The sequence below is a fragment of the Legionella sp. PATHC032 genome (genome assembly GCF_026191185.1).
Classification (GTDB): Bacteria; Pseudomonadota; Gammaproteobacteria; order Legionellales; family Legionellaceae; genus Legionella.
In genome coordinates this window covers 2104354-2127878 of the sequence record NZ_JAPHOV010000001.1, presented here as the reverse complement: position 1 = coordinate 2127878, position 23525 = coordinate 2104354, and the positions used below count along the sequence as shown (strand labels likewise).

Below are 23525 nucleotides of genomic sequence, written 5' to 3'. Positions count from 1 at the left end.
ATGGCTACTTATTGCCCAAATTGAAAAAAAGAGCTCTTTTTACTATTGGATTTTTTACTCCAAATTTCAGTTAATCCAGGAGGTTGTCTATACTTTTTGATAGTAAGAAATAAATCTCAGGATATGAATTGAATAGCATTCCTCATCTGATTTTAGGAGATATTATCACTCCTACACAAACAGGGCAGAGTCTTCTTATCAAGAAAGGTTATGTCTTGATCGATGGCGACAGCATTATAGAAGTAGGAGAGCAGGCTCATTTCAATCAAGAAATATCCTATACGGTGTCAAATTATCCTGATCATTTAATCCTTCCTGGTTTAATTGATACCCACAGCCATATTTCCCAATACGTTATTAGTGGATCTGGTGATTTACCATTGATGGATTGGTTAAACACTTTGGTTTTTCCAGCAGAAACCGCTTTCTCAAGTAACCTGCAAAGATGCCAACGCTACGCTGAGCTTTATGTACATGCCTGTTTGGGTTCTGGCACAACGACTATCAATACGATGGTAACCAGCAGTCGACAAGCAACAGAAGTAGTTTGCGATGTGGCGACGCGCCTTGGTATCAGAGCGTTTATAGGCTTGGTGTTGATGGATAGAAACGCACCTGATAATTTGCTTGTCGATTGTGATCAGGCATTTAAAGATCTGACCTTTTTAAAAGATCGTTACCATGGTAAAAATAATCTACATATCACAGTGTCTCCCAGGTTTGCCGTGACTTGTTCTGCGACTATGTTGAAGCAAGCGGGTGAATTCGCCCGTGCTAACAAGCTGTTGTTGCATACTCATCTTGATAAGGATGAAGGGTTTGATGAATTGATTCAAAGCTTGTTTAACACAGCCTATGATTATTTTGATGTGTTTGAATCCACACAATGTATTGCTGATAAAACTGTATTTGCGCATGGAACTTTGTTATCACTGCAAGAGATGAAACGCATGGCAGACTATGCTGAGGAAGTTGGAATCAGTCATTGTCCTTCCAGTAATTTTTCCTTTGCTATGGGAATGGCACCTGTTTCTTTTTTTAAAGAATTGGGGATTGAAGTTGGATTGGGATCAGACAGCGGTGGAGGGGACAGTCTTTCTCTGTTTGATGAAATGCGTTCAGCGAGTTTTACCAATAAAGCATTATGGAGGCTTGATAAAAAGACAGCTTTGATTGATGCTAAAACCTGGTTATACCATGCTACTCTTGGCGGAGCGAAATTGCTGGGATTAGAGAAGCAAATTGGCAGCATTGAAGCAGGTAAAAAGGCGGATTTAATTATCCTGGATGACAGGAATAACTATCCTCTGGCAGAGCTTTCTTCTTTGTCACAAGAGTTAGCCCTTGATGAACTTCAATATCGTCTGGCAAGAGTGATTGCCAGATCCTGCGAAAACAAGTTAGTTGCTGTTTATATTGATGGAAAGAAAGTTTATCAGTAATCACCAGGCCTAATGAGATTCAAGATAAAATCAAGATGATTAATTCCCCAAAATTTTTGAATATGTTTTTAAGGTGGAAGCATCGGGTGACCGATAAACATATTTGCTTTGGGAAATTTTGGAGTCTACCAGAAATTTTGCGAAATAAATTCCGGTAGGCAGTGGTTCAATAATGGTGATATGCAAACCTTTTTCCTGTAAACCTTTTTGAATGACTTCCCGATAACCAATCAAGCGTCCTGAGCCGAAAATAAGTGTATCAGCATGCTTTTTTATCACAGCATCTGCACATTGCTCGATTAAGCCGTGGATCGTTTTGTCTGAATGATAGTCGTCATGCGGATCCAATTGCACACCTTGTATACATGCCAACCGATCGTGTAATCCATAACTACGGACCAAATTTTCCTGGATGGGTGTCAGCTCATCTGTTGTATTGATAATCGCAAAATTGTTACCCATCATGGTTGCGACATGCACCGCTGTTTCAGCAAGACTGACGACAGGAATTGTCACTGCTTCGCGAAGTGCGCGCATTGCCACATCTGCCATCATATCAATCACTATCGCATGGACCTTATCTTGCTCGGCTTTCATTGCTTTTTTTATGAGATAAGGCGCTATCAAAGCAATATCAAATTCGTGTCGTACCGCATCAACCGCAAGGTCAGCATAATCAACACTTAATTCCAGGCCAGGGTTTTCAAACGGTTTTAATATGTCCTTGTTTAAAACTTTAGTATTGTACCCAGGCAGTATTACGCGTATATGAGTCATCCTTAATCACTCCAGAAAATTAGTCCAGTAACGCCATCATGCGACGGGCATTGTTGTACACTTTTGCTATGTTACGAGCTTCGAGTTTTTCAAAAGGTATTTGTGGAAAAATACGCTGTATTAAATAATCGTATAAAGCATATTGAAATCCAAGCCGCCATTCTGTTGCATCAATCATCTGTTGCGTTGCTTCGCCAAGTTTTATGCGATGTCTCTCTATATAATTGCTTAATGATTTACTATCGAAATTTTCCGGTAAAACATAAGACAAAAACTCAACAATATCGCGTTGTGGTATATGAATAGTTGCAATTTCCCAATCATAAACCAAAACTTTCTTTGTCCCATTTTGATTACATAATGCAATATTTTTCGGTACGCAGTCATTTTGTACCAATGTTTTAGCCATCGCATCAATTTTGTTATGCCACTGCGGTATAGTTTCAATAAGATGGGTATGAAATAAATAATCTTCCTTTGCAAGGAAAGGCAAGTTTGATGTTTTCACCGCCTTTGCCAGGGCATTCCAATAAGGTATGCAGCGTTGCATTTGGTCGGTATTTAACGGATTTTTGAAGCCTTTGATCTCGACAATCGCATTCTCTTTTTTATACCAGACGGCGTGCATCGGAGCAATTGCATCAATCAATGCTTCAATAGCTGATTGATCCCATTTCGAGGTATTAAAAGGATCGAGGGATAGCCATTCTTCATCAAGGCACTCTAAAATTAATACACAAATTTCTTCATGTTCATCTAAATAGGATCCATAGCACAATGGCATAGCATATTGAAAAGCTTCAAATGAATGCTGCATATTGTAAATAGTGATTTCTTTCCTGTTTAAATTTGAAAATTCCAGTTGTGATAAATAGTCAAGGATAGGCATTTCCGTTTGAATACCGCATTTTATAAAGGCATTGGATATAACCTGGAGATAATGCTTATCGCTAATTTTAGATTTGACGATGACATGGCGGGTTTGTATTTTACCGTTTTTTTTAAAGATTATTTTATAACGTTGTACTCCTATGGGATGATCCCCCTGTTTGGGGTGTTTGACAGACCAAGCCATTTTATCACTGGCAGAAGGAGAGTATTCTGCTGACAATACTTCTAATGACAGATCAGAAAAATATTTTTTTAAGTTGTCTTCGAAAAAAAGTTCTGAAAATCCTAATCCATAGGGTGTTGTTTTAATATATTCCTTATTTAGCATTTTCACTCCCTCCATCAACCCTATTTCAATTAAGAATAGCAGCATTGAGCTTTATTGAAAATTTATTGGGGAAGAGAGTCATTTTAATCGAATACGATAAAATGATTAGGCTTGTTCATTGTCAGATAGATTTCTATCCATCAATGACCAAGCCAGGCATTTTTATAATGTTACCAATTTAAAGCTAAATAAATTCGATTTTATTTATTTCCTCTTGTGGAGGAGGAAGTTTTTTCTCGATAGTTACAATTTTGGTCTGAATCTGCTTAACAAAAGCGGCATTATTCTCACCTGAGTTTTCCTGCATTAGCTCATATGTTTCTTTCAGATCTTTCAATGCCTCATCCAGCTCCTTTCTTTGTGTCTTGACATCAAAAGCATTACTTAGTTCAACGAGGGCTGAGGCTTTTCGGAATAATAATTTGAAAAGCATGTCTTTATCTTCTGTTTTTATTTCCGCATAAGCCTTGATGCCTTCATTTGCCAGCTTTATGCATTGTCCATGCTCTTTTAACTTCAGGCAGGTTTGGCAGGCATTGGAATGCAATGTCACAAAATCCATTGTCAGTGGCAAGGCTTTTTCAAAGGATTGATACAAATGAATAGCATTAAGATAGCATTCCAAAGCACTTTCATAATTAGGTTTCTTGAAAAGCTCATTGCCTAAAAGCTTTAATTCGCTAGCAATGGCAGCAACATCTTCGATTTCCTTTACTGACTCGCAAGCGGAGCAAAGAATTTTCTTTGCTTGTTCAAGCGAAGAGCCTTTAATGTTATCCACTCTTTGCAGATAAAACTGTTCAATCAGGTTGCCATGATAGCCTACGTATCTGGCTACTTGTTGGTAGTAATTATCAAATAAGAACCCCAGCCCTTTGCTTGTAAGACGAGCGGTGTCAAATAGAAAATTGGCACGTTCAATTCCACTTTCTATGCCAATCCCTTTACGATAATCCGGTTCAATTTGGCAATCACCGCCTGCAAGAACAACAGGTAATTCTTCACCAAGATAAAATGGTTTATCGACATATTTGGGACAAACAGGGAAGTGTCCAAACGAATGAATTGTAAAATCAATATCTTCAAAACCGTATTTTAATTTGAGTAAATCTTTAAGAAATTCAATTTGTACACTCTTTTCTTTATCTTTCAAATTATCGGGTACTTCATAATAAATAAAATAATTAACACCACCTTCTTCATTTTTTGCAGAGCGTATGTCGACCACTGGAAATGAAAAATTTGGCCAATCATATTTTTGTCGTAATTTGCATAATTGTTTTGCCTGAAGCAAAGGATCTATTTCGTCAGGGAGGCGTAGTTTCATTGCTTCTTCAGTACTTAATGACATGTAGCAAGAAAAATGATTGGTATGTGGGTTTTTACCCAATGTCTTGATTTCAAATACTTCTTTTCCCAGCAAGCGATTGGTTTCTTTGAGAACCATACGATTAGAGCCAGAGCAATCAATGACCATGTCGCATTTGACTGTACGGGTGTTTTCCTTATCATCTTTATACGAAACCAAATCGTTACTTAGCCCGGAAAATGTCCCTTTTTTAAATGTTACACCCTTACTTTCGCAATATTTGTATAGTGATTTTTCAAAGTCTCTGATATACATGGCCTCACTCGGGATTCCTTTGCCGGACGGCATACTGATTGAGAATTGGGAGCTTATCGATTTGATTGCTTCATTGGATACTATCCTTTCTCGATTGTAATTGCCTGCCCTAGGGTCAATAACTACAATATTTATAGGTAATCCCGTACTTTCTTTTATCTGTGCAAGTCTTGCAGCCCAATATAAGCCTATTGGCCCAGCCCCAACAATGACAAAATCTTTCATTTGATATCCTCACTCAAGGGTTATATTGAGTAATTATAATGTAAGAATATTAATCAAACCTTAAGAGAATAATTTGATTGCTTTGTGTGCATTTCTTTGGGCTATTTTATTTTATAAATGATGCTGTCTGTTTGAAATCGAGATTGTTCATTCAGACTATTTGCAACCCCCAGATAGCGTTGGTTATTAACTGAAAAAACGGCTGCATCAACACCTCCTGATGTGGTAATGTTTTGAATCACCTGAAATTTACCATTTATCCATTGATACAGTTGGGATGACAACTTCGTTTTCGGCTTCATTCTTGAACCAGTAATAAAATTGATTCGCAACAGATAATGTTTACTGTGGCTGTAAAAATAGACAAAATTTCGTCCTCCCAAGCCATCCAAGTGTTGATATTCCACAAATTCGTTCCCTGCCCACTGATAAATAATAGAAGGATGCAGGAGATTCGCATAAGCCAGGTAAAATTTTCCATCTATAGTAAAATGTGAAAATGCACGCCCACCAGTTTTTGAAAAGCTCTGAAATAAAACAAATTTTTTTCCATCCCAACGATAAATACGAGATGCTTGGGCATGATCAGTGAGTGCCAGGTAATTTGATCCGTTTATAGTAAAAAAGTCCCATCCATAAGCCCATTTGGTAGGGAATGATTGATAAGGAATAAATTTTTTACCGTTCCATTCATAAACAATGGAGTCCGTATTGGTTGTTATTTTGTTGTCGGGAAAAACCAATCCATCAGCAAATGCCAAAAAGTGTCTTTCTCCAATGGAAAAAGCATGAATACCTTTGGAGGCATAAGTAAAAAATTGCTGAATGGGATAAAAACGTCTCCCATTCCAACGATATAATTTAGTATAACTATGCTTGTTATTTGCAGTTTTTGGTTTTGAATAGATTGAGGAGGTAGCGAGATAAGCTTGATCCTTTATTCTAAAAAATGCGGTGCCTTCATTACCATGCCCCTGGATTTTTTGATATAAATGGAACTTACCATTAACCCACTTAAAAATAAGTACATCAACTTTGGCATTGCCGCCGTTGATATTAGCAGGAGTATCAGACTCATCTTTTGACAACTGAGGTATAGCAAGGTATTGCGCACCATCGAGTGTGAAAGGTGTTATATCTCTTGCTCCCGATGTTTTTAGATATTGATAGGGAACAAGTACCGTTTTGGATTGCCCTGAAACAGGAAATATAAGCAATAATATAGCGCTTATGAGTAATTTTTTTACCATCTCTGAATTACAGGATTATTGTTCGGATAGGTGGATATGCTTTCTGGGAAACCAGTTGTAATACCCGGGATGCTGATTTTATTGTAATTCCAGTTTTTTTCGGCAAGTTCACCAGCCATCCAAAACCCAACAGTATTGGACAACATTTCAGTTGGTTCTGCCAATGAAAACTTTAAGCGCATTAGAAAATCCTCGATTTTAGGTTGTTTGGAATAAGTATAATCACCGGGAATAGCTGGTCTGTCAGGTAAGAAGATGCTCGTAATGTTAGTGAATACTTCGTTGGCAATTATTGTACGGTTATGTCTTGTTCCCCATACCGTATTATTATAATAGTTGTAATCTGCTTGTGTTAACTCTTGTGTGCCTAACGATGATTTAACTGCGGCATAAGGCGTGATATAAATTCTATCTGTAGCTAATGTATTATTGGATAGTGCTTGAACAAATGGGACCAACCAATTGCTGCCTTTGCTTACCCCAGCTGAAACATTAGATCCTGCGACAAAACGAATAATTACCTTGGCATGAGGCCAATCTATTTTTAATTGGCTTATTTTACTCTGGAGCTGATCCATGCTTTGCAAAGCGGTTAACATAAAAGTGCCGATCATGACGTTATTATAAGGGATAGGGTACGTTTTATTGCCGTTAAGAAAGTCATTTTGTAAAGAGGACATATCAAACGATAGTTTTTCGTTCAATACATCACTCATGTAATTGCCTGCCATAGAACAGGCATAATCAATCATATTATGGATTGTAGTGAGATGAGGCTTCCAGGCTGGCGCATTGATTTGCTCCAGCCAGTTATTAGGTGTTAGCGTATTGATTGCTCTTACAGACTGGATATCTTTAAGTAAATTTTCCATTTGTGATTTCCAGCTTTTATCGCCATTTTCTTTAATTTTTGCCAGATACATCAGGGCTGGACCAATATGTGATATCGCAGTCATCTCAGTGAATCCTGAATTTGGTGCAGTACGCATCAATTGCTTTAGCTCAAGCTGACGGTCACTATTATAAATATACAGTGTGGAATTGATGAACAGGATTAATTGGCCTTCATTTTGTTGCGCTAAGCTGCTGTTTTTTTTCATTTCTGACTGGAATAAGGTTTGGGAAATATTGATTTTACCTTTGGGATATCCAGGAGTTTCATCTCCAGTGAAATCAAAATATAAATCCCAAAAGGCTTGAGGTGTGACATAAGTGTTATTGGAGGTGTTACTGTCCGTATTATTGTTAATCGAAGCCGATAAACCTTGATTTTTTGCATTATTGGTGTGAGCAAAAACAATAGGATGAAAAGGCGATGCAAATAATATTATGAGGGAGAAAATGCGGGTCATTAAGGTTTTCATGATTCAATCCTTGGTGGTTTGGGCAGCGTTCCTATCAAATTAAAGCCACAAATTTACTGGAAAATTATATTGATAATTGTTACGGAAATCCATCGACGCTCATGGGTTAGGATCAGCAAAATCGGTTTATAGTTATTCTTTATTTCTTAATCGCTTTCGTTTGGTTCTGGCTATTCTTAACGGGCATGTACTATGAGTTTTATTCTCATGATGCTCATCTGGGCTTAATATCAATCTGTATAAAATGTATTCATATCCGGGTTGGAGAATTGATATGAAGACAGAAAATTTATTACAGGCTGGTCAAGAAGCTCAAATTGACAAAAAAATCCATTTTATATGGGTTGGTCACATCATGCCTCAAAAAAATATCGAAGTTGTCTCTGAATGGGCTGAAAAGAACCCAGGCTATGAAACGATTGTTTGGGTAGATAAAAAAATCGCTCCTGCCAAAGAACTTGAGCTGTTTATTAAAGACATGAAATCCAAAGGCATCACGGTAAAAGACATTAATGAGGAGGGTGTCTGCCGGGATAGCATACGTCATGAACTCGATCAGGAATCTCCTAATTATGGGATGGCGAGTGATATGTTGCGATTAAACATCTTGGCTGCAGAGGGAGGGATTTATCTGGATTCAGATATCTTATGTTCCACGCCTTTCCCTGATGAAATTCACGCGCCTTTTGGCTTTTTATTGTCTCCCTGGTCTCAGGGAGCAAATAATGCCCTTTGCAATGACATCATTTTAGGTAGCAAAGGAAATCAAATAATCCAGCAATTAGCAGATGCGATTGAGCAATCTTATATTGCGAGAGATTCTTTTGAGCTCACTCATGAATATGCATCAATGAAGGAAACAAAAGGGGAGAGAGTTGTTAAAACATTAGGTGTAACTGGCCCAGGATTTTTGTTTCATCAGTTAAAAAAAATGGGAATTTTGAATGACAAAAGTGAACTTAGTGCGGTTCATTGGGAATTACAAGATCAAAGGTATTTAATCGATGGGAGTGTGGAGGCGCCAGACTATTTTTATGTACCACAGAACAATAAAAATGACGCCAGTTGGGTTCCCAGTATCAAAAGGCCGGGGATAGAAAACATGAGTTTTCAAGAAAGACTTGAAAATGCAGTCCAACTGATAGCCTTTGATATTCAAAAGACTGGTTTATTTAATTTGGATCATTATGCCAATGAATTAAAAGTAAAACAAAACAGCTGGTGTATTGCGGCAGAAACACCCTCTGAGTTAAAACCGGATTCCTATTTGTTGATTAGACCCAGGGACAAAACTGGGGAATGGGCTCTATATTATGTTGATGAGGATAAAAAATTAAATCCTGTGACATTACCAGTTATTAAAGGGGCTATTAAACTTTCAGAACTCTCAGATCCCCTCAGAAAATTTCATAAAGTATTAAGCCAGGTTTCTGACCCTGTAAATCCAACGGCTCAAGAATTAAAGCAAATTGGAAGGGCCTTGATGGATCTTGAGCCCAGACAAAATGAATGGCAATGCAAAAACAAATGGCCTGGTGTTGAGGAGATTGCCCAGGAGCTTTGGCAAAGAGTTACTTCAAATGACACGTTAAGAGCACAAATTAAACGATGTTCCACTCAACTTAAATCATTAAAACCAAGAGTAGCTGAGTTAGGTTTAACAAGAGCCTCTGGAGCGGAAACAGAAGTTGAAGCGCATGAGTCTACTGTTAAAGAACAAGAAGTTATCTTGCAGAACACTGTTGTAGAGGAAGGCACTCAAGAAAAGAATTCTGCCCAATTAGTGTCAGAAAACTCATTTGACGAGAAGATAAAAACTGCTCATGATTTAATTGATGAGATTATTCAGGATGTGATTCAGCTGGATGGAAAATTAGGCCTATTAGGTGGAAATACACGCCAGCTGGAAAATGGCAAGGTTATTAATATACCTAATGGCGCTGCTATGATATTTGATGATTATAAAAAATATAAGCAAGGAGAGTTAACGGCTGAAAGTGCGTTAGAATCTATGATAAAAATCGCAAAACTGTCTAATAAACTTAATCGGCATACTTTTTTTAATCAAAGGCAACCAGAAACCGGGCAATTCTATAAAAAAGTGGCTGCAATTGATTTACAAACAACCATTGCAGCGGGATACGATAACAATCATGGTTTAAGAATATAATTTTTATATAAATAGTAAATTGGTTTTGACTTAATCTGATTGCCACTGGTTAATTACTCTGTAAAGATGATTAACCCTCATTTTGCAAGATATGAAGAAATGCTCTCATCCAGGGGGCATTTCCCAGCCATGTGGCTCCGGTAACTAATTTACCATCTACCACAACACCATCCATTCCTGTGTCGATAAAATGTCCTCCTGCTTTTCGAACATCCGGTTCACAAAAACCGACGGTCGTACATTTTTTATCTTCAAGTATTCCAGCTTCCGCAAGAATTTGTATGCCGTGACAAATGCAGGCAATGGGTTTGTTTGTGTCATGAAAATGCCTGATTATAGCTAAAATATCTTTATTTAAACGTTGATATTCTGCAGCTCTTCCACCTGGAATGATTAAAGCAAAATAATCTTTTAAAGTGATTTTGGAAAAATCCGCTGTAATGGGGAATAGGTGTCCTAATTTCTCGGTGTAAGATTGAAGATTTGGTTTATCCAAATCGTGTACAGCGGTCTGAATAAAATCCCCTTTATTTTTGCCGGGGGAAATACTATCAATGGGGTAATTGTTCATGAGCATTGCTTGATAGGGAAAATAAACTTCCAAATCTTCGTTAAAGTCTCCTACAATCATAAGAATTTTTTTTGGAGTCGTCATGATACATTCCATGTTTACAAATTGAATTCATTAAGTATGGTGGCGATTAATTAACTTTGTCCAGAAACAATCGTGTAAATAATCGTAAGTCAGTGGATGATTGGTTTTATTCTCACAGAGAAATAACAAAAAACAAAGCAGAAATAACGGGCTTTTGAACATTCATTTTTCTCTGTAGAAATAAATTAAACCTCATAGCAAATGACATGGCGAGAATTTACTACTTTTCATTAAATTATTTATAACGTTCTTGTCTGATCGCGGTGGAAAGAACAGGGCTGGATTGGTCATCAGGGATAATTTTTTTGCGATTTTTTGTGGGGGAAGTCCCAGTTCACCGTCTGAATTACATCCACATAAAGCAATAATCGGCTGATTTTTCATGTTCCGCCCACAAATGACGGTATAAAATGTACCTGCTTCAACATAATCAATTGTAATTAGGTCCTTGGGAATTGAAATGGGAGTCAAGCAGACTCGGTTTTGTCCATCGCCTGTACCCAGTTGTCCATAATTATTATAACCGCATGTGGCAACCATAGGTTTGTTATTTATGTCTTTTCCAGCAATGACGGTATGTTTGGCTCCGGCGGCAACCATTTCTACTGATTTCATATTTTCTGGAAGTTTGATGGGGGTTAATGTGTTTTTATTTTCTTTATCCCCACTTCCCAACTGGCCATCAGAGTTATAACCGCAGCTTGCAACGATAGGGAATCCATTTTTATCAAGTCCAATGGCAATGGTGTGAAAAAAGCCGGTTTCAATTACATGAAGTGTAAATATTTCAGGAGGAAGCTTTATCAGGGTAGGTGTATCTCTGTTTTCCCAATCGCCTGTGCCTAATTGCCCATCGTAATTTTTTCCAAAAGTGGCAATTTGCGGCCTATTGTATTGATCATAGCCTTTAATCACAGTATGCCATATTCCTGAATGTATTTGTTTTACTGTTTTCATGGTGCAAGGCAATGATATGGGTGATTGGTAGTTCCTTTCCACAATCACTGTTTCCAATCGGTCATTGCCATTTATTTTGTGCGATTCAAGACACAATTGCCCTGTTGTATTGCGGGACAAAATAAAAACAGAGTTAAAAATATAGCTCTCTTCATTCCCTGCAGATACCAGAGAAATGTTATTGTCGCGTAATGGAAGGGGAATCAGTTGGTTGTGACTGGTTTCTTGTTTTGCATAATCCTGATTGATTTTATTTATTGCCACTATAATCTGATCATGTTTATCACGACCAACAACCACGGTGTGTTTGTACGTTGATTGAATGGATTCAATAAAAGAGATGTTCTCTGGCAGAGAGATGGGCATTAAGATTGGGTTTATGTTATCGCTATCCATGACACTCCAATTTCTGGTTTTAAATAATCTTTGCTTACCATTGAGGCGTGCAAACAGGAAAGTGGAACTGTATCCTGCAAATACTTTCAGAATTCCCAATGTTTTTTTTCGGTTCAATTGCTCAGATTGAGTGTGTTGAGTTTTGAAAAGTCTGCTCAAGCGATTGTTGACTTCAGACAGGCTCACAACATCTTGTGGTTGAAGATAATTGATAAGAATGTCAAGCCAGATGTCATCTGGAATCTGGTTTGCATCAGGTTTGCCACGAACATCAGACATGTCTTTATTTCATAAATGATACGTGAAAGATTGTTTCATTATAAACTATCATCTCCAGAGTGGAAAAGAATTTAACAACGGGCAGAATAAGCAAGCCTGGTTGAAGATAAATAATTTAATTAAACAAGGGGAGATGAAAAAAACCCGTATTAACATAATCTAATACGGGTTTTTTATGTATTGTTGCGTGATCTTTAATTAGATTAGCAACATGGTCTTGAATATTTGTTAGACATTACCAACATATTTTAAACCAATATAGGGGCCAGAAGCAGCAAAATCGGTCTCTATAGAAGCACCTAAGCCAACATTCCGCGCACCGGTATTATGTAAGGCATTAAAGTAATTGAACCACATGTAACCAACGTCCAGAGTCAAATCGCCTTGGGCCATTGCATAGGTATAATCTGCTCCCAGCTTCATTTCAACTTCTGGCACTATTGCATTTTTGGAACCATAAGAAAAACCACAGACAGTACAGTTATCCAGGAATTTACTTGTACCAACCAGGATTGCTACGGCTGATTTCGCATAAATACCAAACCCGTTACCAAATACATAATTCATATCAAGGCCGGTACGGGGACCAAATCCATTGAATTTGGAATTGAAGTTATCTAAAAAGAAGCCGTTTAAATGACGATTAACGTCTGTTTTGATGTAGGCATACTGAACGCCACCATGGAAGCGCATTTTTTTGTTCGCGCTAAAATCAACAAACTGTCCCAGTTCAGCATTCACAGCATCCCAGGTAATATCGTAGGCGTGCAATTGATCAACAAACGCCCAATGATCGGTGTCGGCATCCAAATGGTACCAATTAACGTTGATGTCATTGCCTGTGTTGAAGTGATAAGAACCTTCTAGTTTAAAGCCCCAATCCCACTCTAAATCAACGTCATGCCAATTTCTCCAGCCACCAACATCAGTAAAACCATTATAACCCCAATCAGCATCATAAACTGGCTGCAGATAGAGCGCGGTAATACCAACATCCCATGCTGTTCTCTCGCAAGGAACAGTTACGTTGCCTGGAGTACATACTGGTCCCATCGTACCGGCAAACAAAGCACTGCTTCCCAGAGCAAGTACAGCCGCAGTTGTTTTTTTCAAACTAAACATATCCTGTTCTCCACTGATTTATTATTGTTATTCCTTTAAACATCTAGGATTAACCAATTCTAACAGAATCAATTTGTTTCTTCATCAAATAATAGGGATAATTTTATTAAATTAAGGTTATCTAACTGATTGATTTAACCATTAAATGTAAGATTTGATCAGTATATGCTGTTGTTGATTTATACCCAAGCAATGAGTCTGCTTTTCTCTTTGATTTTGAAGTAATAGGGTGGTTAAGTACGTGACTGTTAATTTACACCAGAATTTATCGAAAGACTGCTTTCTGGGGCGCATAAAATGGCTGATAAAAGCCAGGATAGTGGGAGGGGCAGGATACCATTCGAAAAAAATCATCGACTCCTGTCATTCCAGGAAAATGCAATTCTAAAATTGGTAATATGGACATGGATCGATGTCTTTATATATACCGATATATTGAGTCAAATCTGCTGGATACTGCGGACAAAGCCGCAGTACGTCAGCGGTCAGAGAAAATGTCAACAGCCTCTAGTGTTTTGTTTTCTTCTTAATGCCGCCCAGCAGCCAATCCTTATTCACCTCAAGTTCATCGGCAATTTTTTGTATTGAGTTGGCATCAATAGCAATGACTCCATGCAACAAGGCTTCCATTTTGAATTTAGGCAAATTAAATAGTTTGGAACACACTTGCACACGCTCGGTCATTAGACATGGAACACCAAGTTCATCCAGCTCATTATTCAAGCGTTCAGTTAAGATTTTGTTAGTCATGGTATTCTCCTTCTCGTTTTATATCAGTGTAAAACACTAAAGCTTAAGGATTGATTAACAAATTAATTTTTATCAGATAATTAATTGAAAGCATGATCCCGGTCTCTAAAAATAGAAAAAATCTAACGGTGAGCGATTTGATTATTTGAAAGGGATATCAACTTGAGTAGATAAAACAGGCTCTATTCTATTGCAGACCAAAAACTGCGTCTGGTTGTTATCTATTTTCAAGCAAGTTAACAATTCCTGAAACGTTTGTGCCTTGCTCTAAAACAACATAATAAGCTTATGTGAGGCGTCTATTCTATACAAAATTAATTCAATTCATCGTGCCATCTTTTAGTCTTATTGATTTTTGCCAATTCTAATAGTTTTAATATGAATACAAAAGATCAAATATTTACTGATTGGTTTTATTTTTATATAATGCAAGCCCTTTATTTTTCCAAAATGTGAGCTAACTAATGAAAAGACTGATTATCTGTAGTGGCAATAAATTAACAATATGTACACAAGCGATTTCTTCTGGTGATATCGTTGAGCGATATACACCTATTTTCAGTCTTACAAAAGAATCTGACAATGAGCTCACATTAGAATTGTCTGGAGTTGCTAGAGGATATTATACCATTCCTTCGGAGTTAACCTCTTCTCAGGCAAGAGCAGCGCATCTTATAACACTTCTTACTCGGGCAGAAGAATCTCAAACTACGGATATGCATAAAATACTCAAGTCTTTTGTTTCTGGAAAAGTCACGTCAGGTAGCATGTTTAATTTTGAAAACGACGGTTCATTTAAAAGAGAGCCTGAGGAAGCTTATAATTTAATAAATAAAATTTGATAAGCTGTCCAGGCCAAGGATGGCTCTATATTTTCTGATTATTGAGACTGATTTTCTTAATTTGTAACTAAATTTAGATTTGCATTGTCTTTTTTTTGTTCATCAAGGACGTCATCTTTTTAGATATGCATTAAAGTGCAGCATGAAATTTCTTCTTCTTTGTTTGACAAACAGCAAAATACTAAATAATTTTAATTCCTTATCATTTTAAGGGATGTAAAATTATGAAAGCATTATATACAACAATTGCCAAGACCCATGGCGGACGAAACGGCCGTGTAGAAACTACAGATGGACTATTAAAACTTGATTTGGCAATGCCCATAGAGCTGGGGGGAAAAGGTGGTGCCACTAATCCAGAGCAATTATTTGCCGCAGGATATGCTGCTTGCTTTGAGAGTGCCATTCGCCATGTTGCTAATGTGCAAAAAATTTCTTTAGAGGATGTTTCCATGACTTCTGAGGTCTCTTTGTATACTACTCCAGAGAAGAGTTTTAAACTTGGAGTTGCGTTACAGGCCTACATAACAGGCTTAAATCAGAATGAGGCCGAAGAATTAGTTGCCAAAGCGCATGAGGTTTGTCCATATTCCAATGCAATACGTGGTCATGTTGATGTGAAATTGAGTGTTAGTGTCAAGTGATAAATAATTTCTATCAATCAATAAGGACATCTTATGTATACACTTTATTCATTCGGCACGCCCAATGGATTTAAACCCACTATTATGTTGGAAGAGTTGACGCAGCCTTACACCATAAAACTGATTGATATTACTCAGGGTGAACAATTTAATTCTGACTTTTTAAAAATTTCACCAAACAATAAGATACCAGTTTTACATGATCAAACCAATGATCTTTATCTCATGGAAAGTGTTGCTATTTTGCAATATTTAGCTGAAAAACATAGACAGTTTTTGCCCGAAACGACAAAGGAGAAATATGCCATTATCCAATGGTGTTATTTCCAGGCAGCGCACATAGGCCCAATGTTCGGGCAATTTGGTCATTTTCATCGTTATGCTAAAGAGCGAGTACCCTATGCCATGAAGCGATATGCTGATGAATCAATGCGTCTTCTAGGGATTATGGAAAAACAACTGGCTAAAGTGCCATTCATTGGTGGATCAAATTATACTATTGCTGATATGGCTATCTGGCCCTGGATTTGGTGTTTTCAATGGATATACGGGCAAGTTATTGATGCAAAACAATTCCCTAATTTAATGGCTTGGTATCAACGAATTAATGAACGGCCTGCTATAAAAGCAACTTTGGTTGCCTACGGTCAGGCATGAATCTCCATGTTATAAATTTTATTGCGAAATTTAATTGAACCTTATAACACATAATATTTGTTTTGAGTGGCTGCACTAGTTTGTGCAGCTATACTATAGGCATTTGAATTTGACATGACTAATTCTCTACGACTGGCTGTCTACGTACCGCTGTTTGTCATCGGTATCTACAAAGTAGCCTGGATCCTTCAGAGACAAGTTGAGTGCTGTAGGCAGTTTAACAAGTCACTTAAAAATCAAATAACTATACTAGCGAGCACTCATTCCAGCAGGAAATGATGATTAATTTGAGATAGATTATGATTGCAAATAAAACTACGCTAAGAAGATATGAATTGCAAAGATAAGATTGTATTTAGAGCATCATCATGTAGAAGAGGAATAAATGAGATATGGAATTATGAAATCAATGAAATAAAATCTTCGAATTTTCCACCAGCACTGCGCGGAATAGAATCCACATAATTGAAGACAAAGTGAAAGGGGTAATTAAAAATTATACTGAGTTTTTCTCGAATTTTGTGTTCTTCCATAGAAGAGAATGACTCAGAGTGTTTTAAATTCACTTGGATTTCAGTCGGAGTTGTTTGAACAATTTGAAATTGAGAGCCAGAGAAAAGGTCCATCAGGCGTAAACCATTACTGGCAAATGTTGGCCAAAGTTTTCTACCGTCAGGCATTTGCAGCATGTTCCGTTTCCTACCCAAAATGTATTTCAACACAGGTAAATTTCGCCCACAGGAACAACCATCTCCAGGGATGGCATAATCACCTATATCGTAACGAATCAAGGGAGAGGAGAAATTATGAAGGGGGGTGATGACAACACGTCCAGGCTGATCTGGCATACATGGATTATTGTTTTCATCCAGGATCTCGACAAAAACATTTTCTGACTGTACGTGATAGTACCCGCTGACTGGGCATTCAAGTGCTATATAACCACATTCTTTTGAAGAGTAATTGTCAATTAGAGGAATACCTAGCACTTCTTTAACCAGGGCCCGAAGCTCCGGTTCTACAATTTCACTGTGAGTATGTACCTTTTGCAGATTTTCAGGTTTATTTCCATATTTGGCAAAATACAATGTAATTTCTCTTAAGGTGGAAGGATTACAATTCAAATAATGCGGATTTATGCGTTGAAGCCATTGTGCTTCTTGTTCAGGAGTACAGAGAGTAAGATGATAACAAGGTCCTGTTTCGACAATCGAGTAGGTCGCAGGACTCCAGTTTAAAAATTTTGTCCCCAATGGAGGAAGAGCCTCCTTATTTTCCGTGTAGCGGATACTGGCAAAAGATTTGTGAAATTCATCATTATGCCAAAGATGATTTCTAAGAGAGATCGCATTCCAGAAAAACTGGGTTGCCATATTGCCTTTTACGGTGACAGGCTGACCAGTGGAACCGCTGGTAGATAATAATTCCGATGGTTCATGGCCTGGTGGAACTTGCAAGGCAAAAATATTTTCTTTCGCAATTTGAAGCGTTTCTCTCTTCAGCAAAGGGAGATCTTGCCAGGCTTTATGTAAGTCTTGCCATTTTTCAAATGAGGGTAAATAGGCAAATTTTTTCTGATAATACGGAACACATTGCTTGGAAAAACTCATTAATGCCACCAGTTGTTTAAATTGATTCTTTATAATTTCTGAAGGTGGGAGTTTTTCTGTATGATTAAAATTATCCAGCTGATAATACAATTGAGCTGCCATTGGATGTGGCGCAGGCGGCCAGATAATTCCCGGAATCGCGCTGCGCATTTGTGAGGGTGTTAACTTCATTTTGCTCAACCGTAAGCTCAATTAGATTGGAATAATACTTGGAATTACAAACAACCACTGGTGAGTTTCACTCCGAAAAATAATCCTTGATTGCTGTAATTGGATCTTTGAGGCAGTATAACCACTCCCTCACCACCGACCAAGCCTGTCGAGGCACGTTCAATTGCGTCGATATAGGTTTCAGCTTGCCAACCCACTTGAAAATCGATAGTTGAAACAGCTCCATCTCCTATTAAACCAAATGGTCGTTGATAATCCAATCCAACGCGAAGCCCTAGTTTAGGCACTACGGTGTTTCGGTCAGAAAAATCTCGAGTGACACCAAAGGGATAGTGCGCAAGCAGAGAAACATCTCTTGAGCCAATCAGTAAGGCTGAATTTGCGCTTGCAAAAATATTAAAATCTCTATAAACATTATAAAAAATATCAGCTTCAATACGTGGACCAAACCCTTGGAAATTACTGAAGCTGGTGTGTCCTTGTACTGTCTGTGCTATACCATTTATGGTTAGTCTTGAATCAATTTCTGCATATTCTGCTCCAGCACCATAACGGATAAGCCAGGCATTATTAAAGTCATGCGTATGAGCAAAGACAGCCGAGACTTCATCGTAATCAAAAATGTTTTCGCTTTGTACAGATGTCCATGGTGCAAGATTAAGCCAACGAGGTTCGATAGCAATATTACCATCGCCCAACAAAAGGTCGTTATCTCTTGTATGTAATCTTTGCCATGCTATAGTGATATCGTTATTATTTGCGAATTTTACCCCGCCGTATAATCTAAAACCCCAATCATAATCCAAATAGGTATTGAGTGTTTTTGTATAGTTATCAACGAGAAAAGTTGCATAATCGAGATCATCATTACGTGGCTGAAGGTAAAGTCCGTCTGCTCCTGCAAATAGGCGATTTCCGGTGCAGCCGGTATTAACTGGTCCCATAGTGCCTGCAATAGACGATTGCGTATTACAAAATCCAATTATAAAGAGACTTAGAGTTGTTTTCCTTAAAGCAGTCATTAATATCATTCTCCTTTGATAGATGCTCTTGGTTAAGTCGGCTAATAATATAATGGATAAAAATAGATATTAAAAGTAAAAAGCTTTGCCTTGATTAAGAAAGATTTTAATTAGCTCACCATAAATTAACCTGTTGATTTATCATTTAAAAATAGTGAGTGGATACTAGAATTTAAGATTTGGAATGCACAGTTGAAAAGAGGATTGGGTATTACTTTTCCTCCCTTACTGAAATCACATTTCAAGTTTGGCTTATTCTCAAAGTCTGTAATTTTGCTCAGTCTTAACAATTCCTTAACAATCCCTTAACAATTCCTTAACATTTGTCTGCCATAATGCCCTCGATTTAAACATGAAAACAAAGCACAGGGGGTTATCACACTGTTTTGAATAGAACGAAGAAATGTAGTCCGTAGTTTCAGGGGTATGCAAATTTCTTCTGTATCATGCAGCGATTCAAATCAATAGTTTCAATAAACGAGTTCGTTAATAATATAATTACTGAGGAGTCACGAGTCATGGCGTTATCAGAAATCATTATCAATGATATAGTTCAATCTCAAACTAATGCAGTCATTAGCGAATCAAATTATCATATTCTTCGCCAATACCTACTGGAAAGAAAGCCTGTATCAAGAGTACTCAATCCAATTAATTCTCTGCTTTCTGAGCATTGCACGCAAGATAAGCAAGCAATAATAAATCACTTAACTCAACTGGCTTGTGAGTCTCAAAGAAATCATGATATTCAAGAGGCAATGAGCGATGAAAAAGAGAGAGTCAATGAAAATTCTTTGATGATTAATTACAGGAGCGAGCTGCTTGCCTTGGAAAATACATTGAAGGAACTGGATACAAAATGCTATCAACAACAACGTCAATACAATCAGGTGAGCAGGCAATTTAATGAACTTAAAGTCAATATGACCCACATTAATCAAAGCATTGATAGAATTCGTTATGAACGTCAATTGCTTGACCAGCAGCTAAACCACCCTTACTCTGATGGTAATGTTTATACTAATCCTCCAGCTACCACGCGAATTTATCCAGATCTTTCACCACCTCAGGGTCAGCATACTCGGGATAGACTCTTGCAAGAAGAAAACAGATTAATTGAGGAGCGCCAAAAGCTAATGCATCTCATTAATTCAAAAGAAACCGAAAAAAATAAAGAAGAGCAAAATTTAAATAGGCTTCATAAGGAGAAAAAAGAAGCTGAAGGGCGTTATAGTGAAGTAAAACATCAAATCGATGTTGTTTTGCCAAATAGTGAACAACAGCGTCAAATCAGAAATCAAGAGCGTCTTGCTCGAGGAGATGCCAGAGCAAGCTATGATCCACATTTATTGCAACTTTCTCATAAGAATCTTGAAGCGCTGAAATGTCAGATTGAAACTCAGATTCGTGAGCTGGATGAGCGACGAAATCAGTTAATGGGCGAAGCAACAGAAATAAGTTATAAAATCTATTTAACTCAATTGGATCAGGTTCTTCAAGAATCGGGAAAAGGGCCTCAAATTACGTTCAATGAGAATAATGCATTAAAGATGATTTTAGCCATGATGAAAAACATGGAAGAAATGGCGGAAAAAGAGAAAGACATTTCTAGCTCAATCGATAAAGAGCGGCATAATCTTCATTCATTGCAAAAAAGCCTTGTAGGATACACCAGGCAACTGGAACGGTATCTGACGTCAGATCCCCATTTGGTGAAGCAAAACAAGGCTCTTACCGAAGAAAATACGCAGTTACAACAATATATTGAATCAGCTGCCAGCTGGAGGACGAATGCATTCTATGCGTCTCTTTTCAGTATTGGGGGCAGTTTAATAAGTACCGGAATATTGAATACATTCATCATTAGTCCTATGTTTTTTGCGATTCCTGGTGCTCTTGCTGCGCTTGGTGTGGTTGCTTTTGTTATTGCTGTAGTTTCTCAATGCCAGAAATTCTTTAGTGAAGTGTATATGGAGAAAAACAATCAAAAGATTGAGAAAAATGAATTAATACTAATGAAGCAATGGAAAAAGGCTAATGAATTAAGTTTATCTACAATTCCAAGCCTGAACGCTAAAATAGAACAATCAGAGAAAGAGCTGTATGCGCTTGAGCAAAAATTACAGGATCAGCAGCACGCAATGAACCTGCTGTTGAATAAAGCGCAAAATGTTACCAGCAATTATGGAGGAAGCAGTAATTTCTTTGGTAACACGACTGGTAATGTGTTCTATTTACCTTCAGCCCCTCTACATGAGGACTCCCCGTTTTATCCTGAGATTGAAGGTGAAACAGTAAATTACGGCTACCAATAAACTAAAAAGGACTGGTCTTCAATTTGGTTTCAATTTGAAGGCCAGTATCTCCAATTGTCCAAATTCTGAATTGATATTCACACTCCTTGTTTTTGCAAAATATATTTTGATTATACTGATTTAATTTAACCATCACGATTTAAAATAAATCACTTTATTGAATTTTATGCAGTTTATGAGGGTTGGCACCAATATTATTATTGCAGCTTTATTAATGTGCTAAAATTGTACAAATAGGTGGTTGATGTTATTGCCTGAATGCTAAATTATATTACTCTTATCGAAAGGGATATCAGATGAAAACAGCCCTAATATTAATTATTTTTTTATGTTCTTTTCAAATACAGGCGGCATGCAAATGCAACTGTGACCCGACAGACAATAAGATGTGTGCCAGTCAGAATGATATGGAGCATCCTTGCCCTTCAGTTTGTGCGTCGGCAGCACCTGGTATGGCACCTATGTTTACAGCATGTCCTGTATCAAAGGTTACTGATCCAGTCACAGGAGTTACCAGGTGGGTCAATATGTGTAACTAGTAATAAATACCTGATTGATCATATGTTGGTTATCACTTTCAGATTTTGAATGTTAGGTAAAACACCTTTTTCCCATCCATTTTTAATCAAGAGTTCTGAGTGATTTTTTAAGGACAGTGCAACTTTTCCTGAAAAATGAGCTTTTTGACCAGACTCATCAGAGAACGCATCAAAAATTGCAAAGGTGTTGTCATTAAGCTGCAAAGCAAACCAGTAGGCTGTTTGCGGCTCAGTTTTATCAACAATCTCAGCGGCATTACTTAATAAAGCGGCAAGTTGCCCTGATTTGCCATCGTTGGCAGTGAACTCAATGTAATTGGCAACAGTGACTGGAACTGATTTTTCAGGTAATTTAGAGGCGAGCACTTTACTGTTTACAATATTTTTTAATACGCCATTTTCCCAGCTTCCAAGAACCAATTGTTCAGAATTGTTTTTAAGAGCAGTAGCAACTTGACCAGCAAAATGGGCTTCTCTTCCTTTCGAGTCATAAAATGCATCAAAGATCATCAAGGAATTATCATTTCCCTTAAGTGTAAACCATACTTTTGTATTAGGCTCAGTTTGTTTCACAAGCCTGCCGCCAGATTCCAAAAATTTTTCAAATTCTGAGGAGTTTGATAGTTTGCTTTTCATTGTTATCATGGTCGCTTCATTTGTCTGGTGATATTGTTTCATAGGTGTTTCTCCTTTTGCATGTATATTTATCGATGTCAAAAACAACATTACTGTTGTAAAGGCTATAATTTTTGCTTTGACTTTACTCATATAAAATTCCCCCATAAAATCTACCTACTGATAGATAGTTTTTGATGTTAAAAAAAATCACTTTATTGTTTGATCAATAAAATGCCGAACTCCTTCCAGGAACATTTCATCTCCATATAATCTTGCTAATAATAACCCGCCTTCAATCAATGAAATAATTTGTTTTGCAAGAGATAATGAGGATTCATTATCATATCCATTTGTTTCAAGAACTCCTTTAAGCCATTCGATGATAAGCTCAAAAAAATTTTTTGCCTGATTTTGAATTGAAACGGGTAATGATTGAAAATCAGAGGCAAACATACCGCCGAGGCACATTTTGTTTTCAGCGTTGTAGGTGAGTGTTAAAATGGCATCAAAGAATTTTTGAATTTTTTCCTTGGCTGATAATGACGAATTATTGCTTGTATCAGATAATACAGCAGCAATTTTCTCCGCATGCCAGGATATAACGGCAACACCAAGATCTTCTTTTGAAGGAAAATGATAATGGATGCTGGCAGTTTTAATATTGATGGCAGTTGCAATATCTTTAAAGCTAAAGGCGTTATATCCGTCTTTTTGGATCAATGCTTCCGCAACTGCTAATATCCGTTCTTTCGTATTACTTATATTCATAGGCATAAGTTTTACCTACCAATAGGTAGATTGTCAAGCATTTTTAAGTTTTTATATGAAACAGGACTTACGAAAAACTCCAAGGTCGAGGCAAAAAATGTTTTTAATG

At 37.4% G+C, this 23525-nt stretch carries 19 protein-coding genes and 2 pseudogenes; 7 read left to right on the top strand and 14 right to left on the bottom strand.

Features of this window, described 5'->3' with window-relative positions:
- The first annotated feature begins 128 nt into the window (after positions 1 to 128).
- Positions 129 to 1442: an amidohydrolase family protein gene (locus OQJ02_RS09525; RefSeq protein WP_265718938.1), complete on the top strand. Its 1314-nt coding sequence runs from the start codon at positions 129 to 131 to the stop codon at positions 1440 to 1442.
- Between the two features lie 39 nt (positions 1443 to 1481).
- Here the strand turns inward: OQJ02_RS09525 and OQJ02_RS09520 are convergent, their stop codons facing one another.
- The 5 genes from OQJ02_RS09520 to OQJ02_RS09500 all read right to left on the bottom strand — a co-directional run bounded on the left by OQJ02_RS09520 (position 1482) and on the right by OQJ02_RS09500 (position 7901).
- Positions 1482 to 2219, bottom strand: coding sequence for an aspartate/glutamate racemase family protein (locus OQJ02_RS09520; RefSeq protein ID WP_265718937.1), 738 nt, complete (start codon positions 2217 to 2219; stop codon positions 1482 to 1484).
- A gap of 19 nt (positions 2220 to 2238) precedes the next feature.
- Positions 2239 to 3438: a 3-hydroxy-3-methylglutaryl-CoA reductase gene (locus OQJ02_RS09515; protein WP_265718936.1), complete on the bottom strand. Its 1200-nt coding sequence runs from the start codon at positions 3436 to 3438 to the stop codon at positions 2239 to 2241.
- Between the two features lie 184 nt (positions 3439 to 3622).
- Entirely contained in the window at positions 3623 to 5287 is a 1665-nt protein-coding gene (locus tag OQJ02_RS09510) for an NAD(P)/FAD-dependent oxidoreductase (RefSeq protein WP_265718935.1), read from the bottom strand.
- 101 nt (positions 5288 to 5388) lie between these two features.
- Positions 5389 to 6537, bottom strand: coding sequence for a hypothetical protein (locus tag OQJ02_RS09505; RefSeq protein ID WP_265718934.1), 1149 nt, complete (start codon positions 6535 to 6537; stop codon positions 5389 to 5391).
- The gene (locus OQJ02_RS09500) at positions 6531 to 7901 is read right to left on the bottom strand and encodes a DUF5624 domain-containing protein (protein ID WP_265718933.1); all 1371 of its coding nucleotides are present in this window, start codon (positions 7899 to 7901) and stop codon (positions 6531 to 6533) included. The genes OQJ02_RS09505 and OQJ02_RS09500 overlap by 7 nt, the downstream gene beginning before the upstream one ends.
- A gap of 235 nt (positions 7902 to 8136) precedes the next feature.
- Between OQJ02_RS09500 and setA the strand changes: the two genes are divergently transcribed.
- The gene (setA, locus tag OQJ02_RS09495; protein ID WP_265719821.1) at positions 8137 to 10071 is read left to right on the top strand and encodes a Dot/Icm T4SS effector SetA; all 1935 of its coding nucleotides are present in this window, start codon (positions 8137 to 8139) and stop codon (positions 10069 to 10071) included.
- A gap of 70 nt (positions 10072 to 10141) precedes the next feature.
- On the opposite strand, the gene OQJ02_RS09490 is transcribed toward setA, so the two are convergent.
- The 5 genes and pseudogenes from OQJ02_RS09490 to OQJ02_RS09470 all read right to left on the bottom strand — a co-directional run bounded on the left by OQJ02_RS09490 (position 10142) and on the right by OQJ02_RS09470 (position 14230).
- Positions 10142 to 10726, bottom strand: coding sequence for a DJ-1/PfpI family protein (locus tag OQJ02_RS09490; protein WP_265718932.1), 585 nt, complete (start codon positions 10724 to 10726; stop codon positions 10142 to 10144).
- A 192-nt stretch (positions 10727 to 10918) separates the two neighbouring features.
- Positions 10919 to 11683 carry a DNA helicase UvrB gene (locus OQJ02_RS09485; protein WP_322783409.1) on the bottom strand — a complete coding sequence of 255 codons (765 nt, stop codon included), beginning with the start codon at positions 11681 to 11683 and terminating at the stop codon, positions 10919 to 10921.
- A gap of 71 nt (positions 11684 to 11754) precedes the next feature.
- Positions 11755 to 12407 (bottom strand): annotated as a pseudogene (locus OQJ02_RS09480) (DNA helicase UvrB).
- Between the two features lie 179 nt (positions 12408 to 12586).
- Positions 12587 to 13480, bottom strand: coding sequence for an Lpg1974 family pore-forming outer membrane protein (locus OQJ02_RS09475; RefSeq protein ID WP_265718930.1), 894 nt, complete (start codon positions 13478 to 13480; stop codon positions 12587 to 12589).
- Between the two features lie 507 nt (positions 13481 to 13987).
- Positions 13988 to 14230, bottom strand: coding sequence for a hypothetical protein (locus OQJ02_RS09470; protein WP_014844266.1), 243 nt, complete (start codon positions 14228 to 14230; stop codon positions 13988 to 13990).
- Positions 14231 to 14694: 464 nt separating this feature from the next.
- On the opposite strand from OQJ02_RS09470, the gene pieF reads away from it, so the two are divergent.
- The 3 genes from pieF to OQJ02_RS09455 all read left to right on the top strand — a co-directional run bounded on the left by pieF (position 14695) and on the right by OQJ02_RS09455 (position 16373).
- Entirely contained in the window at positions 14695 to 15072 is a 378-nt protein-coding gene (gene pieF / locus OQJ02_RS09465; protein ID WP_265718929.1) for a Dot/Icm T4SS effector PieF, read from the top strand.
- A 224-nt stretch (positions 15073 to 15296) separates the two neighbouring features.
- Entirely contained in the window at positions 15297 to 15716 is a 420-nt protein-coding gene (locus OQJ02_RS09460; protein ID WP_265718928.1) for an organic hydroperoxide resistance protein, read from the top strand.
- 33 nt (positions 15717 to 15749) lie between these two features.
- Positions 15750 to 16373 carry a glutathione S-transferase family protein gene (locus OQJ02_RS09455; RefSeq protein WP_265718927.1) on the top strand — a complete coding sequence of 208 codons (624 nt, stop codon included), beginning with the start codon at positions 15750 to 15752 and terminating at the stop codon, positions 16371 to 16373.
- Between the two features lie 398 nt (positions 16374 to 16771).
- Here the strand turns inward: OQJ02_RS09455 and OQJ02_RS09450 are convergent, their stop codons facing one another.
- Both OQJ02_RS09450 and OQJ02_RS09445 read right to left on the bottom strand, forming a co-directional pair.
- Positions 16772 to 18154, bottom strand: coding sequence for a phenylacetate--CoA ligase family protein (locus OQJ02_RS09450; RefSeq protein ID WP_265718926.1), 1383 nt, complete (start codon positions 18152 to 18154; stop codon positions 16772 to 16774).
- Positions 18155 to 18198: 44 nt separating this feature from the next.
- Complete coding sequence (locus OQJ02_RS09445; RefSeq protein ID WP_265718925.1) at positions 18199 to 19176, bottom strand: Lpg1974 family pore-forming outer membrane protein; 978 nt, start codon at positions 19174 to 19176, stop codon at positions 18199 to 18201.
- Between the two features lie 439 nt (positions 19177 to 19615).
- Here OQJ02_RS09445 and OQJ02_RS09440 point away from each other — a divergent pair.
- Together OQJ02_RS09440 and OQJ02_RS09435 are read left to right on the top strand one after the other, a co-directional pair.
- Positions 19616 to 21491 (top strand): annotated as a pseudogene (locus OQJ02_RS09440) (type IV secretion protein Dot).
- A 296-nt stretch (positions 21492 to 21787) separates the two neighbouring features.
- Complete coding sequence (locus OQJ02_RS09435) at positions 21788 to 22030, top strand: hypothetical protein (RefSeq protein WP_027229167.1); 243 nt, start codon at positions 21788 to 21790, stop codon at positions 22028 to 22030.
- Between the two features lie 18 nt (positions 22031 to 22048).
- On the opposite strand, the gene OQJ02_RS09430 is transcribed toward OQJ02_RS09435, so the two are convergent.
- On the bottom strand, positions 22049 to 22798 hold the full coding sequence (locus OQJ02_RS09430) for a hypothetical protein (RefSeq protein WP_265718924.1): 750 nt from the start codon (positions 22796 to 22798) through the stop codon (positions 22049 to 22051).
- A gap of 57 nt (positions 22799 to 22855) precedes the next feature.
- A complete protein-coding gene (gene psrA / locus OQJ02_RS09425; protein WP_265719820.1) occupies positions 22856 to 23416 on the bottom strand; it encodes an autorepressor PsrA in 561 nt (186 codons plus the stop codon).
- Between the last annotated feature and the right edge of the window lie 109 nt (positions 23417 to 23525).

Coding starts and splice junctions, on each gene's coding strand:
- OQJ02_RS09500 (WP_265718933.1), bottom strand. CDS start 7,901: ATGAAAACCTTAATGACCCGCATTTTCTCCCTCATAATATTATTTGCA.
- OQJ02_RS09515 (WP_265718936.1), bottom strand. CDS start 3,438: ATGCTAAATAAGGAATATATTAAAACAACACCCTATGGATTAGGATTT.
- OQJ02_RS09520 (WP_265718937.1), bottom strand. CDS start 2,219: ATGACTCATATACGCGTAATACTGCCTGGGTACAATACTAAAGTTTTA.
- OQJ02_RS09435 (WP_027229167.1), top strand. CDS start 21,788: ATGAAAACAGCCCTAATATTAATTATTTTTTTATGTTCTTTTCAAATA.
- OQJ02_RS09505 (WP_265718934.1), bottom strand. CDS start 6,537: ATGGTAAAAAAATTACTCATAAGCGCTATATTATTGCTTATATTTCCT.
- OQJ02_RS09470 (WP_014844266.1), bottom strand. CDS start 14,230: ATGACTAACAAAATCTTAACTGAACGCTTGAATAATGAGCTGGATGAA.
- psrA (WP_265719820.1), bottom strand. CDS start 23,416: ATGAATATAAGTAATACGAAAGAACGGATATTAGCAGTTGCGGAAGCA.
- OQJ02_RS09445 (WP_265718925.1), bottom strand. CDS start 19,176: ATGACTGCTTTAAGGAAAACAACTCTAAGTCTCTTTATAATTGGATTT.
- OQJ02_RS09430 (WP_265718924.1), bottom strand. CDS start 22,798: ATGAGTAAAGTCAAAGCAAAAATTATAGCCTTTACAACAGTAATGTTG.
- OQJ02_RS09510 (WP_265718935.1), bottom strand. CDS start 5,287: ATGAAAGATTTTGTCATTGTTGGGGCTGGGCCAATAGGCTTATATTGG.
- OQJ02_RS09475 (WP_265718930.1), bottom strand. CDS start 13,480: ATGTTTAGTTTGAAAAAAACAACTGCGGCTGTACTTGCTCTGGGAAGC.
- pieF (WP_265718929.1), top strand. CDS start 14,695: ATGAAAAGACTGATTATCTGTAGTGGCAATAAATTAACAATATGTACA.
- OQJ02_RS09450 (WP_265718926.1), bottom strand. CDS start 18,154: ATGAAGTTAACACCCTCACAAATGCGCAGCGCGATTCCGGGAATTATC.
- OQJ02_RS09485 (WP_322783409.1), bottom strand. CDS start 11,683: ATGAAAACAGTAAAACAAATACATTCAGGAATATGGCATACTGTGATT.
- OQJ02_RS09455 (WP_265718927.1), top strand. CDS start 15,750: ATGTATACACTTTATTCATTCGGCACGCCCAATGGATTTAAACCCACT.
- OQJ02_RS09490 (WP_265718932.1), bottom strand. CDS start 10,726: ATGACGACTCCAAAAAAAATTCTTATGATTGTAGGAGACTTTAACGAA.
- OQJ02_RS09460 (WP_265718928.1), top strand. CDS start 15,297: ATGAAAGCATTATATACAACAATTGCCAAGACCCATGGCGGACGAAAC.